Source organism: Aeromonas sp. R5-1, from assembly GCF_040908265.1.
Classification (GTDB): Bacteria; Pseudomonadota; Gammaproteobacteria; order Enterobacterales; family Aeromonadaceae; genus Aeromonas; species Aeromonas caviae.
This window is the reverse complement of the sequence record NZ_JBFODJ010000055.1, coordinates 1-13,213: the sequence shown is the minus strand read 5'-3', so window position 1 is coordinate 13,213 and position 13,213 is coordinate 1. Positions and strand designations below refer to the sequence as shown.

Annotated in this window: 10 protein-coding genes, 3 tRNA genes and 1 pseudogene; 8 read left to right on the top strand and 6 right to left on the bottom strand. The window is 60.9% G+C overall.

The features are described from left to right. Positions 1-88: 88 nt before the first annotated feature. Positions 89-318, bottom strand: a pseudogene (locus AB5Y64_RS08445) (AraC family transcriptional regulator); the annotation flags it as partial. A gap of 116 nt (positions 319-434) precedes the next feature. Continuing rightward, on the bottom strand, positions 435-1,334 hold the full coding sequence (locus AB5Y64_RS08440) for a LysR family transcriptional regulator (RefSeq protein WP_113979016.1): 900 nt from the start codon (positions 1,332-1,334) through the stop codon (positions 435-437). A gap of 100 nt (positions 1,335-1,434) precedes the next feature. Here AB5Y64_RS08440 and AB5Y64_RS08435 point away from each other — a divergent pair, with 100 nt between their 5' ends. The 3 genes from AB5Y64_RS08435 (at position 1,435) to AB5Y64_RS08425 (ending at position 4,700) form a co-directional block, all read left to right on the top strand. Beyond that, positions 1,435-2,073, top strand: a complete 639-nt coding sequence (locus AB5Y64_RS08435; RefSeq protein ID WP_113979017.1) for an NAD(P)-dependent oxidoreductase — start codon at positions 1,435-1,437, stop codon at positions 2,071-2,073. A gap of 347 nt (positions 2,074-2,420) precedes the next feature. Beyond that, on the top strand, positions 2,421-3,443 hold the full coding sequence (locus AB5Y64_RS08430) for an isopenicillin N synthase family oxygenase (RefSeq protein ID WP_102948528.1): 1,023 nt from the start codon (positions 2,421-2,423) through the stop codon (positions 3,441-3,443). Positions 3,444-3,536: 93 nt separating this feature from the next. Further along, positions 3,537-4,700: a PLP-dependent aspartate aminotransferase family protein gene (locus AB5Y64_RS08425; RefSeq protein WP_042863960.1), complete on the top strand. Its 1,164-nt coding sequence runs from the start codon at positions 3,537-3,539 to the stop codon at positions 4,698-4,700. Between the two features lie 85 nt (positions 4,701-4,785). Here the strand turns inward: AB5Y64_RS08425 and folD are convergent, their stop codons facing one another. Next, a complete protein-coding gene (folD, locus tag AB5Y64_RS08420) occupies positions 4,786-5,643 on the bottom strand; it encodes a bifunctional methylenetetrahydrofolate dehydrogenase/methenyltetrahydrofolate cyclohydrolase FolD (protein ID WP_010674955.1) in 858 nt (285 codons plus the stop codon). A gap of 203 nt (positions 5,644-5,846) precedes the next feature. On the opposite strand from folD, the gene AB5Y64_RS08415 reads away from it, so the two are divergent. From AB5Y64_RS08415 to AB5Y64_RS08400, 4 genes are all read left to right on the top strand, one after another. Continuing rightward, a tRNA-Pro gene (locus tag AB5Y64_RS08415) sits at positions 5,847-5,923 on the top strand. 36 nt (positions 5,924-5,959) lie between these two features. After that, a tRNA-Arg gene (locus AB5Y64_RS08410) sits at positions 5,960-6,036 on the top strand. A 124-nt stretch (positions 6,037-6,160) separates the two neighbouring features. Then, positions 6,161-6,236, top strand: a tRNA-His gene (locus tag AB5Y64_RS08405). Positions 6,237-6,396: 160 nt separating this feature from the next. After that, positions 6,397-7,614 (top strand): J domain-containing protein, encoded by a 1,218-nt coding sequence (locus tag AB5Y64_RS08400; protein ID WP_041211539.1) that lies wholly within the window; start codon positions 6,397-6,399, stop codon positions 7,612-7,614. A gap of 123 nt (positions 7,615-7,737) precedes the next feature. Here AB5Y64_RS08400 and AB5Y64_RS08395 read toward each other — a convergent pair whose 3' ends face one another. From AB5Y64_RS08395 to AB5Y64_RS08385, 3 genes are all read right to left on the bottom strand, one after another. Continuing rightward, complete coding sequence (locus AB5Y64_RS08395; protein ID WP_041204617.1) at positions 7,738-10,308, bottom strand: DEAD/DEAH box helicase family protein; 2,571 nt, start codon at positions 10,306-10,308, stop codon at positions 7,738-7,740. After that, positions 10,305-10,889 carry a bifunctional 2-polyprenyl-6-hydroxyphenol methylase/3-demethylubiquinol 3-O-methyltransferase UbiG gene (locus tag AB5Y64_RS08390; RefSeq protein WP_024941336.1) on the bottom strand — a complete coding sequence of 195 codons (585 nt, stop codon included), beginning with the start codon at positions 10,887-10,889 and terminating at the stop codon, positions 10,305-10,307. Before AB5Y64_RS08390 ends, AB5Y64_RS08395 begins: the two co-directional genes overlap by 4 nt. A gap of 312 nt (positions 10,890-11,201) precedes the next feature. Then, positions 11,202-11,633 (bottom strand): hypothetical protein, encoded by a 432-nt coding sequence (locus AB5Y64_RS08385; RefSeq protein ID WP_223918293.1) that lies wholly within the window; start codon positions 11,631-11,633, stop codon positions 11,202-11,204. A 218-nt stretch (positions 11,634-11,851) separates the two neighbouring features. Between AB5Y64_RS08385 and AB5Y64_RS08380 the strand changes: the two genes are divergently transcribed. Beyond that, a partial coding sequence (locus tag AB5Y64_RS08380; RefSeq protein WP_368203629.1) for an IS1634-like element ISAs25 family transposase occupies positions 11,852-13,213 on the top strand: 1,362 nt, incomplete at its 3' end.

Below are 13,213 nucleotides of genomic sequence, written 5' to 3'. Positions count from 1 at the left end.
GCAGGAACCCGGTACTGCGCGAGCAGCTATCACCCAGTAATGGGAATCCCCCTCCTGTGACGCGAAGCGCTAAGGTGGGGGAGGATGTCAAGCTCAGCTTCAGCTCGCGCACATAGTGAGCCACCGTCTAGCCGTCTCATGCAGGAATACCCGTTGCAACTGCCAGCGAGACCAGCAGCTCTGCCGGGCCAGCGCCTCCAGGGAGAGCGGCTGATCCAGATTGGCATGGATGTAGTCGAGCACTCGCTCGATGCGGGTGAGGTGGGCGCGCGCCTCGGGTGCCGGCTCACGGAGTGGGTGGGGAGAAGTCGGTGTCATGATGCGCTTGAGACCACGCCAGCAGAGGGCGCTCTGGCCCGGGAGGGCCACATTAAACAGGGGTGTCGCGCCGACCGCAAGGCCGGCGCACCGCCTGGCTATTCATCCCGCCCCGCTCAGGGTAGACGGCTCTGGCCATGCTCGGCAAAGTGGCTGCGAAGGGCGCTGATCACCCGCCGCACCTTCTCCGGGATCTCCCGCTGGGGGGTGATGGCATGGATCTCCATGGGAGGGGCCAAAAAGCCCGGCAGCAGCACGAGCAATCGACCGGTGGCGATATCTTCTTCTATTTCACCTTCCGGTTGCAGCGAAATCCCCTGCCCTGCCAGGGTGAACTGGCGCAGGGGCAAGACGTTGTTGCACAGCACCCTGGGCTTGGGCTTGATCTTGTGGACCTCCCCCTTCTCGTCCAACAGCAGTATCCCACCCCCCAGCATGTCCGAGGCCAGCCAGTCGTGGGCCAGCAGATCCGCCGGGCTGCGCGGCGTGCCCTTGCGTGCCAGATAGGCGGGCGAGGCACACAGCAGCATCCGGGTCTGACCCAGTCTGCGCGCCACCAGGGTGGAATCTTCAAGCGTGCCGACCCGCAGCGCCACGTCGATGCGATCCTTGATGAGATCCCGCTTCTCGTCGTCGGCAATGATCTGGATGCCCAGGCCCGGGTGCGCCTGCAGCAGCGGCGAGAGCGCCCGCGCCAGGGGCTGGCCCGCCATCCCCACCGGCGCGGTGATCCGCACTTCTCCGAGCAGGCTGTCGCGCACCTCCGAGAGGCGCAGCTCGGTGTCGTTCAGGGTCTGCTGCAACGACTGGCAACCCTGCCACACCACTTCCCCCGCCTCGGTCAGGCTGAGGCGGCGGGTGGAGCGGTGCAGCAGGGGCAGGCCGAGCTGGCTCTCCAGTTGACTGATATGCTGGCTGACGGCAGACGGGGTCATGCCGAGGGCCTTGGCGGCGCCGGTCATGCTGCCCGCCTCCACCACGGCGGCGAAGATGGCGTAGCGTCTGAGCTGATCCATTATGAAGCCCTGCTTACAAGTGAATGCAATTTTAAGTGGATTATTAAATCACACTCGGGGGCGTAGGATAGCCCCATTCCCACAGTGAAGGAGAATTCCCATGAAGATTGCCCTCATCGGTGCCAGCGGTTTTGTCGGTTCAGCCATCCTCCAGGAGGCCGTCAGCCGCGGTCATCAGGTCACCGCCATCGTGCGTGACGTGAGCAAGGTCGCCGCTCACCCGCAAGTCACCACCGTGGCGGTGGACGCCCAGGACAGCCAGGCACTGGCCGGGGTGCTCAAGGGGCACGATCGGGTGATCAGTGCCTACAACCCGGGCTGGAGTGCCCCGGACATCTACGATCAGTACCTCAAGGGGGCCAGCGCCATCGTGGCCGCCGCCAACGACGCCGGGAGCTGGCTGCTGGTGGTCGGCGGTGCCGGCAGTCTGGAAATCGCCCCGGGCGTGCAGCTGGTGGACACCCCGGAGTTCCCGGCAGAGTGGAAGCAAGGGGCCCTCGCGGCCCGGGACGGTCTCACCGCCCTTCGCCGGGAAACCACCCTCGACTGGCGTTTCGTCTCCCCACCCGTGTTCCTCGAACCCGGCGAGAAGCGCGGCGGTTACCGCCTTGGCACGGATCAGGTGTTGTTCAGCGGCGAGCAGCCCGCGGGGATCACGGTCGGCGATCTGGCGGACGGGGTGCTGAACGAGGCGCAAGCACCGGCTCACCTGCGCCAGCGTTTCACCCTGGGTTATTGAGGAAAGGCGCGCCAGCAACCCTTCCCATGACAGTCACACGGAGGGAGGCGGATGCCTCCCTCCGCCTTTTCTCTCCCGCGTCTATCCCGTCACGCCAATGTCGCTCTCACCCGGTACGGCAGATCGCCGCCTGAGCCGCCCGTTGCTCGTTCCATTCGCTCAAGTCCGAATTACATTTCGAATTTTGTATATAACTAAGAATATTTTGTTGCTTCCACCTTATAACCTCGAACAGTAGCATCACCCTCAACCCAAACGGCGCCACTCAAGAAGAGTGCGCCCCGGTTTCGCAACACCCCGCACGCCGGGGCACGCAGACCCCGTTCACGGAAAGTGAGGAGATGCCCATGACCACCCCATCATTGCCGATCATCGATCTCGCCGCCCTCAAGGGCACCTCGGCTGCACGCAGCCAGATGCTGGCGCAGCTTGGTCAGGCCGCCCGCGAAGTGGGCTTTTTCTATCTGGTGGGCCATGATCTGAGCGAATCGGCGCGCCAGGAGACCCTGGCGCTCGCCGCCCGCTTCTTCGCCCTGCCACTTGAAGAAAAACGGGCGGTGCAGATGGTCCACTCCCCCCACTTTCGCGGCTACAACCAGGTGGGGGCAGAGCTCACCCGGGCACGGCCGGATCTGCGGGAGCAGTTCGATATCATGAATGAGGCCCAGGCCCTGCCTGTGGCGCACATTCGTGAACCCTGGCAGCGCCTCATCGGCCCCAATCAGTGGCCCGCCGCCCTGCCCGAGATGAAAACACGGCTGCTGGCATGGCAGGATCGACTGAGCGACATCACCCTCACCCTGCTGAACGCCTTCGCAGAGGTGCTGGGGCAGCCCGCCGGAGTATTTGATGAGAGCATTCGCGGTGCCCCCTACCAGCACATGAAGCTCATTCACTACCCCGGACAACCGGAAGGCAGCAGTGGTCAGGGGGTAGGTGCCCACAAGGATCCCGGCTACCTGACCCTGGTGATGCAGGACGATCACTCCGGGCTCGAGGTGGAGACGGCAGATGGCTGGATCCCCGCGCCCCCCCTGCCGGGCGCCCTGGTGGTCAACATCGGCGAGCTGCTGGAGCTCGCGTCCGACGGCTACCTCAAGGCCACCCTGCACCGGGTGGTGAGCCCGCCTCCCGGGGTATCGCGCCTCTCCTGCGCCTTCTTCATGGCGGCAAGGCTGGATGCGACTGTGCCACTGCTTAGCCTCTCCCCCGAGCTGGCGGCACTGGCCGAAGGGCCCCAGAGCGATCCCGCCAACCCGCTCTTTTATCAGGTGGGGGAAAACGTGCTCAAGGGGAGGCTGCGCTCCCACCCGGATGTGGCGGCCCGCCACTATGCAGGCGAGCCGCAGCGCGAGCCAGCGCTAGCCTGACAACACCGCCACACCACATTAGAAAAGGGGCGCGACGGCGCCCCGGATAACACAAGCAGTCGGGCAACAGCCTGGCAATGACGGAGTACAAAAATGAAATTCAAGACCATGAGCGTGCACAGCGGCCAGCGGATCGATCCCCAGACCGGCGCCCTCACCACCCCGCTCTACCAGAGCAGCACCTTCAGCTACTTCAACGCCCAGGCGGGCAAGGAGCGCTTCGCCGGTCAGGCGCCCGGCTTCATCTACAGCCGCTTTGGCAACCCCACCACTGCCGAACTGGAGCAGAAGCTGGCAGCCCTCGAAGGTGCAGATGAGGCACTGGTGGTGGCCAGCGGCATGGCGGCGGTGAGTGCCATCATGTATGCCCTGGCAGACAGCGGTGATGAAGTGGCCTATATCGGCCCCCTCTACGGCGGCACCGATGCCTTCCTCAAGCAGACCTTCAGCCGCGCCGGCATCAAGATCACCGCCTACGAGAGCGATCAGGCGCTGCTGGCCAACATCCGCCCCGCCACCAAGGTGGTACTCTTTGAAACCCTGACCAATCCCACCCTCAAGGTGGTGGATCCGCGGGTGGTGGTGGAGGCGGCCCGCAAGGTGGGCGCCATCACGGTATGTGACAACACCTTCCTCACCCCCTACCTGCTGCGCCCGCTCGAGCTTGGCATCGACATCGTCATGCACAGCGGCACCAAGTATCTGGGCGGTCACGGCGACATCATCGCCGGGGTGGTGGCGGGTCGTCATGAGCTGATGAAGTCGATTCGCACCGTGGCCCTCAAGCACATCGGCTCTCCCATCGGCCCACAGGAGGCCTACCTGCTGCAACGGGGGGTCAAGACCCTTCCCCTGCGCATGGATGCCCACCTGCACAACGCCCAGAAGGTGGCCGAGTTCCTGGATGCCCACCCGGCGGTGAAGAAGGTGATCTACCCGGGCCTTGCCAGCCATCCGGGCCACGATGCCCTCGGCGCCTTCGCCAGCGGCTTTGGCGGCATGGTGAGCATCGAGCTGGAAGGCGGGTTTGAGCGCTGCGCCACCCTGCTCGACAACCTGCAACTCTTCGTGCAGGCGGTGAGCCTCGGCGATCTCGAGAGCCTGGCCTGCCATCCGGCCAGCACCACCCACGCCGCCATGGACGAGGCGAGCCGCCTCGCCGCCGGAGTCAATGACGATCTCATCCGCTTCAGCATCGGGGTGGAAGACGCCGACGATCTGATTGCCGATCTGGCCGCCGCCCTGGCCCTCCTCTGATATCCAGTGGCGATCCGGGCGAATGACGCAATAAAAAAAGGGAAGGCAATGCCTTCCCTTTCTCTATTTCTGCCCGGCGCCCTCATCAGGCGTCGTGGTAATCCTGGCAGGCGCTCAGGGTGTTCTCCATCAGGCTGGCGACCGTCATGGGGCCCACGCCCCCCGGTACCGGCGTGATGAAGGCGGCGTGATTGCGCGCGGTCTCATACTCCACATCTCCCACCAGGGAGCCGTCCGCAAGGCGGTTGATGCCCACGTCGATCACCAGGGCACCGGGTTTGACCCACTCCCCCGGAATGAAGTTGGGCTTGCCCACCGCCACGACCAGCAAGTCGGCCCGGCGCACCTGGGTCTCCAGATCCTGGGTGAAGCGGTGACAGGTGGTGGTGGTGCAACCGGCCAGCAGCAGCTCCAGCGTCATGGGACGCCCCACGATGTTGGAAGCCCCGACCACCACCGCATGCAGACCGTGGGTCTTGACGCCGGTGGTCTCGATCAGGGTCATGATCCCCTTGGGTGTGCAGGGTCGCAGCGCCGGGATGCGCTGGGCCAGACGACCCACGTTGTAGGGATGGAAGCCATCAACGTCCTTGTCGGGACGAATGCGCTCCAGCACCTGGGTGGTATCGCAGTGGGCCGGCAAGGGCAACTGCACCAGGATGCCGTCTACTTCCGGATCCTCGTTGAGCTGGTCGATCAGGGACAGCAGCTCCGCTTGTGTCGCCGTGGCGCTGAGGTCATAGGAGCGGGAGACAAATCCCACCTCTTCACAAGCGCGACGTTTGCTGCCCACATAGACTTGGGAGGCCGGATCCAGCCCCACCAGGATCACCGCCAGACCCGGTGCCCGTTTCCCCTGCGCCAACCGCTGTTGGACTTGCGCGGCGACCTGATTGCGAATCGTTTGCGCAACCTGTTTTCCATCAATGATTTTGGCAGACATCGTTCTTCACTCACCATGTGTTCAACTGCGGCGCATTGTCGCATTTTTTTGGCGCGGGTGTTAGCGGCTCTCGCAGGGAGGGCAATAAGTAGGCACTTGAATTTACTGGCGGAAAAAGTCATTGACGCTGACTTTGGCGCTTGGGTATGATGCCCGCCCGTTGCCCAGTGGTGCCGCCGAAGGTATGCTGGATGGCGAATTTTCGGTGATTAGCGCAGCCCGGTAGCGCATCTGGTTTGGGACCAGAGGGTCAAAGGTTCGAATCCTTTATCACCGACCAGGTTCATCGGGAAATCCCCGGATTTCTTGATACAACGCGCCCTTAGCTCAGTCGGATAGAGCAACGGCCTTCTAAGCCGTGGGTCGCAGGTTCGAATCCTGCAGGGCGCGCCATTTAAAATGTGTTTTAAATCATTGAGTTATTGATGAAGAGTGTGACTTATCGTCCATTCGGCAGATTATCTCAGGATGACCTTGGCCAGGCCTTGGCAGACACAAAATGGCGATGATTTCAGTGGTGGTTGTAGCTCAGTTGGTAGAGTCCCGGATTGTGATTCCGGTTGTCGTGGGTTCGAGCCCCATCAGCCACCCCATTATTTCTCTGTTGTTGCTATCTGTTGCGTAAGAAAGGCTTTAATATGGCCAGCAACTCATCTGCAAGGCAGACTTCGCGCTATTTATGCGCGGCGATAAACCGGCCCCGCGCCAGTTTTTTTGTTTTAGCGAACAAAATAACGCCTATGGAGGCGGCCTATGTCTCTTCGTAATCCAGCTCGCAAGCAGCCCGCTCGCCAGCCCTCCCCCACGACGGGTAACCCCGCCCTCGATCTCTTCCACCGCAACTGGCAAGCGCTCGAAAAGCTACAGGCAAAAATCGACAAGCAAACCCTCAACGGCCGCGATATCTATCAGCGCTTCACCAGCGACATCGAACCCCTTGAGCGTCAACAATGCGAGCTCATCTTTGCCCTCACCAAGCGACTGACCGACTTTACGGCTCGCAAGAGCTTTACCCAGTGGCAACGGGAGACCTTGCACCACTGGATCCACGATCTCATCAACTATCTCGAGTCCAATCCGTTTCGTGGCGAGATGGATTTGGCCCCCCTCTATCACCAAATCCAAACCAATACCGCCCTGCACATGGATGACGAACAGCTCGACTATCAGTGTGATGAACTTACCCATATGCTGATGGAAACTTGTGGTCACTGCCCCGAAGACATCGACACCTTGCGCGATATGGTCAAAAACCCCGCTCTGTTGCACGAGTACCTGATAAACGCGGCGAAGCAGAAAATGGCCAACGGGAGTGACACCGCTGGTGAGGAAGAGGATGCCCTCTTCGATGATGATGAGTTGTTTGCCGATGAGTCCCCCTTCGGCGCTGAGCAGCAAGATGCTTTTGCCCACACGCGCACCCGTCGTGAGCAAGAGGAAGAGATGCGCATCGAACAGCTGTTCAGCAAATCCAGCCTCAAGCAGCTCTATCGCAAGCTCGCCCTGGCGCTGCACCCGGATCGGGAACCCGACCCCGCCATGCAGGCGGAAAAGACCCGCATCATGGGCCAACTCAGTCAGGCTTGGGAAAACAAAGAGATGTTCACCCTGTTACAGCTGGCCCACGCTCACCTACCCGAGTTCGATAACCTGCTCAGTGACGAGAACCTCGCTTACCTCAACCCGATGCTGAAACGCCAGCTACGCGAGCTCGAAGTCAGCTACTACGGCGGGCAAGACGGGCTAATGGGCGCGGTGCTGCACAAATTCAAGCAATCATCCAAGAAAAAGACCGAGCAGGCCTTTGCCGAACATCGGGACTATTTGCTGCGTGATATCGACCACCTGACTGCCCAGCTGGCCGAGATCACCACCCTGCAGACCCTCAAACCCTATCTGGCGGCCCGCTGGGATCAGCAGCAAATAAGGTGGCGTGAGGAAGAGGACGATATGGAATGGCTGTTTCGGTAACGGCCAGCGCTGACCGACCATCTCCCCAAACAATCAAGGCGCCACTGGCGCCTTGATTGCTTTCACGCTGCTGGTTTTTACACTGCTTGTTTTTACACTGATCGTGCTATCGGATAGCCAGCCTTAAATCAGGGTCACCTGACGCGCTTTGGCATCAGGCGCCAGCGCCTGTTCCTCATCGTGGATAGTTGTGAAGGGCTCAGGGGAAATGGCGGCTGCCGATGCGATTTTGCGCTGCTGATATTGGGCCAGACGCAAGTCCAGCAGCTCTTGCACCATGCGATGCAGAGGATCGATATCCTCCTCACTCACCGCGAAGCGTGGGCAGAAGCGATCCTCCCTTACCTCGAACCAGTACTCCCCCTTGGCGCCTGGATTGCCGCCACTGCTGAACTTGATCGGATTGCTCTTCCAGTAACTGAGCCAAGCCGGGCTGTCGGCGCTCAGGGCTTGCTGCTTGACCGGTAGATCGAGGCGGGCCAGCTCGGGATGCCGCTCAAACAGGTAACGGGAGTGGCTGGCCAGCGCCGCCAAGGTGGGTGGCTCACGCAGGCCGTCGAGTTCGAGCAGCGCCAATAGCAGGATCAACTTGAAACTCTTGGTGAGCGCGGTGTGCTCCACCCCCGAACGCAGAAAGTCGCCGTGCCGGTTCAGCACGCGCAGCTCCTCCTCCCCCAGATCGCCCGCTTGGGCGAGCAGCTCAAACCAGCCCCCCTGTTTTTGGGTATCGAAACGCAGTTGCTCACCCAGCCGGACTGCCCAGGTTTGCCGCGCGGTGGGGCGATAGCCGAGGTGCTCTTTGAGGGTCTGATAGGTCTCAATCAGAGTCGGTTTCTGCTGCTTTTTTAACAGCGCCAGCAGCGGAAGCAGCTTGGGATCCAGATTGATAAAACAACCTGCCGCCAGCGGCATCGCCCTGTTTGCGTGCGTTGGTGGGCGGGTCAATTGCGTTTGCAGCAGCTGGGGCTTGTAGAGACACGCCTTGTGATTGCCCACCAGATCGATCACCACCAGGCGTTCTTTGCCTTGATAGAGGCGCAAGCCCCGCCCCAACTGTTGCAGGAACACGATGCGCGACTCGGTGGGGCGCAGCATCAGCACGGTATCGATGGCGGGCAAGTCGGTGCCTTCGTTGAACAAATCTACCGAGAAGATGATATCAAGCTCGGCGGCGGCCAGTTGCTCCAGGGCGGCTTGTCGCCCCTGGCGGGAGCCCGCATAGACGGCTATCGCCCGCACACCGGCTTGCTGGAAGACGCTGGCCATAAAATCGGCATGACGGGTCGAGATGCAGAAGGCCAGCGTGCGCTGCTGGCGTAAACGTCGCCACTGGCTAAGGGCGTGCTGAGCCCGCTTCTGACTGGCGAAGGCACTCTCCAGCGCATGGGGGTCAAACTGACCGTTGCGCCAAGGCAGCGCGGCATAGTCGACGGTGTCATCCAAAATGCCGTGATAGGTGAGCGGCACCAGCATCTTCTGCTCGATGGCGAGGGCCAGCCCCCGTTCAAAGACGAGATTGTTGTCGCACAGCGCCAGAATATCGGCCTGATCGGTGCGGTCAGGGGTCGCGGTCAGCCCGAGCAGGAAGCGGGGCTTGAAGTGGTTTAGCAAGCGCCGGTAGGAGGGTGAGGCGGCATGATGAAACTCATCGACCACCACGTAATCGAAGTGATCCGGTGCAAAGCGCAGCAGATGCTGACTCTTGCCCAGGGTCTGGATGGAGGCAAACAGCCAGTCGGCCTCATCCTGCTGCTGACCATGATAGAGGCCCGAATTTGCCCGCGGCACCATGTGCAAGAAGGTCTGGCGCGCTTGGGTCAGGATCTCCTCCCGATGGGCAACAAACAGCAGGCGGGCCGCCTGCATCTGGCGCACATCAAAAGCCGCGAGCCAAGTCTTGCCAAGGCCGGTCGCCATGACCACCACACCCCGTTTATGCCCCTGTGCCCGCGCGGCTTGCAGCGCCATCAGCGCCTCTTGCTGCACGCTGTTGGGGATGGGGGCTTCACGCAGCTGCTCAGCGCTGCTGCGATGATCCCCAGTGAGCACCCGCAACTCCCGCAGCGCGCTCTGCCGATAGCGAGCGAGGTAGCCATCGATCCAGTCGTGGGTAAGGGGCACGACCCGCGCGTCTTGCGCCAGCCGATCGATTTGAGCCGCGAGCTGACGCAGGCTGTGATGCGGCTCGCTGGGGCCGCTCGGCTCAGCCCTGAGCGACCAGTTCCACTCCAGCGACTCGGTGAGGGCGGCGGCAGAGATATTGCTGGAGCCGAGAAACGCCTGGCCACCGAGCACCGCTGGCGACCCTTCCTGGCCAACTTGCTCGCCTAGATACTGGGCTGCGTGCTGGACAAACAGATAGGACTTGAGGTGAAAGCCGCGATTGCCCTGACTCTGGTAGATCAGCGCGCAAGAGCGAGCGGGATCAAATTTAAGCAACTCGCGCAGCGCCACCGGCTGAGTCACCTCCAGATAGTCCGAGGTGATCACCCGAAGCCGTGCTCCTCGCGCCAACGCCTCGTGCAGGGCACCGCGCAACAGCACCAGCCCGCTTTGGCGAATAAAGGAGACACACAACTCGATGCGGCTACCCTCGCCACAACGGGCGATGGCGTCCAGCAGATGTGGCAACAGGGGATCGTTGAACTCCGGATCCCCCGCCTCTCCCCCGCTGATGAGCACGGGTGCACTCATGACCCGACCTTGCGCACGATGGCGTTAAGCCAACGCTCCTGCTCGCGGCCGGGGCGTCGATCCGCCGTCAGCCAAGTCTCGACCTCGCTCAGCGGCAACGGCGTGATCAGGGCGTGCAGCCCCGCCTCATCCAACTGGGTGAAGGCTCGGCCATCGCGCTCGGTCTCGTCTACCCCATATTTGAACGAGCAATAGAGCAGACCACCGTCGGCGAGTTGCTGGCACAGATGGGCCATTACGGCATCCAATTCGGCGCGGGGAACATGCAGCAGACTGGCACAGGCCCAGATGGCATCGACCGGCACGGGAGCCACAAACTGCTCGAAACGGCACAGTTGCACCGGCTGACCAAGCAGGCGCTCGGCACGCAGGGCCAGCTCCGCGCTGGCATCGAAGGCTGTGACCCGAAAACCTTGCTGATGGAAATACAGGCTGTCCCGCCCAGAGCCGCAGCCCGCATCGACGATATGAGCGCCGGCGGCGAGCAGAGGCAAGAAGCGCTGGTAAAGCGGTTGCATATCGACCGACAGCGTGCCTTCGACGAAGCTATCGGCGTGTTGGTTGTAGTAATCGATAGACATAGTAAGCAGGCACCTAGCAGAAAACGCCCAGATTAACAGAGAGATAGGGGTAAAAAAATCGAGTCAGCGCCATTTCAGACAATCCGCAGTACGGGAAGACCAACTGGCACCTTCTTCGCTATTCATAAATGCTCTATTGACCCTAACGGCGCTCAGTTCAAGCTATCAAAGGAGCGTCATTCTACCCCTCAGAGGGCGATTGCTCTATGAAGCCAGGTCACCAAAATCGATCATTTCTACTGTTTGGCCAAAATGCACGATGCGTCAGCGATTCATCTTGGCGGTCTCGCAGGTCAGAACTACAGCCTGAGTTCACTTTGCACCAAACACTGCTGGCGGTGTGCTCGGGCCATCGCACCTGACCTGCCCCAAGGAGTTGGTGCGACAGCGAGTGCCATTGGAGGACCGCAGGTTGCCGAGGCTATCTTTACGCCAGGTGACGGTCTCGCCGGTGCTGGGATTGCTGACCCGTACATTGCCTAGACTATCTTTGCGGTAAGTGGTGCCTTCGCTGCTGCGCACATTGCCGAGAGAGTCTTTGCGCCAGGTGGTGCCGCTTTGCGAATCCCTGACGTTGCCGAGACTGTCCTTGCGCAGGGTGCCGCTATTGCCATCATCACACTGGTAGCGGGTATTACCGAGGCTGTCTTTGCGATAGGTACAGTCGGCGGCCCCGGCACTCTGGACCACCAGCAGTAACAGGGCACCAGCTAACACGCCGAGCGGGGGTAACGAAGGTGACATAAACATGCTCCTTGGTTGGGGCTGACTGGGACTCTCTTCAAGCGGGTCCAGTATATGCCGCCTCAATACCCATGCCGATACTGGTTACATACACATGTCGCATTTTGGAGCAGATGCGGGGTGTCTGATCCGTCATTCCGCACCTGATTTTGCTATTTTCAGTGCTTGACGGCGATCGGCCGTTCTGATCTATTACTCTCTTTTGCAGGTAGATCATCATGGCCGCACCCGCTATCTCGATCCGTAACCTCGATCACCTTGGTTTGGTCGCCGCACTCTGCCAGGAACTGGGCATTGCCCGCATGATCGATGCCTTGCTCCCCAAAACCCCGCCTTTCAAGGTCTCACATGGTGAAGCCTTGGTCGCCATGATAGTGAACGGCCTCGGCTTTCACAGCAGCACCCTGCACATGTTCCCGCAATTCTTCGCTAACAAGCCGGTTGAGCGCCTGATTGGCCCCGGGATCTGTGCTGATGACCTCAATGATGATGTGCTCGGTCGCTGTCTCGATGCCCTCTTTGAGGCCGATGTCAGCGCCTTGTATCAGGTGATGGCGGCGCAAGTTGTCGAGCGGCTGGGGCTCAAAAGCACCGCAGTGCACCTCGATATTACCAGCTTCCACGTCGATGGCGCCTATGACTGTGCCGATGGGGATCTGGTCGGTAAGCTGCAACTGGTGCGTGGTTATAGTCGTGATCACCGGCCAGAGCTGAATCAAGTGATCCTTGAGCTCATCTGTGAAAATCAGGCTGGCCTACCTGTCTATATGCAGGCCCTGAGCGGCAATAGTAATGACACCAAAGCCTTTGCCCAGACCGTTCGTCGCCATTTGAGCAGTCTCAAGGCCGCGCAGGAGTGCCGTTATCTGGTCGGCGATGCCGCACTGTACTGCGCCGATACCTTGCAATTACTGGCGCAACAGCAGCAACTATTTGTGACCCGGGTGCCCGTCACTCTCAATGAGGCAAAGCAGGCCGTGGCAACCATAGGTGCACAACCGCTGACCGCTCTGGGCAATGGCTATCATGGCCGTTGGCAACACGCGAATTATGCCGGGGTCGCGCAACGTTGGTTGCTGGTGCGCAGCGAACAAGCCAGCCACCGCGAGCAGCAGACATTGGCCAAAAACCTGCTCAAAGACAGTACCCGCGAGCTCAAAGCCTTCGCCAAATTGTGTGCCCGACGCTTTGCTTGTGAGGCGGATGCCCAAGCTGAGTTGAGCTGTTTTACCGCCAGCTTGATGCTGCTGCAACTGGATGCCGAAGTGGTAGGTGAACCCGTTTATACAGGACGTGGCAGACCCAAGCGTGGCGAAGAGCCAATTGGCCATCAGTTTCAAATCACTGGGTTGGCGGCAACTAGCCTGGCTTGCGTTGAAGAGGCCCGCAACCAGACCGGGGTGTTCATCCTGGCGACCAATGACCACAGCGATACGCTGACCATGGCCGAACTTTTGGCCACCTATAAAGCGCAGCAGAATGTCGAACGGGGCTTTCGTTTTCTCAAGAGCCCGGAGTTTTTAACCTCCTCACTGTACCTGAAAAAGCCGGAGCGGATTGAAGCGTTGCTCATGGTGATG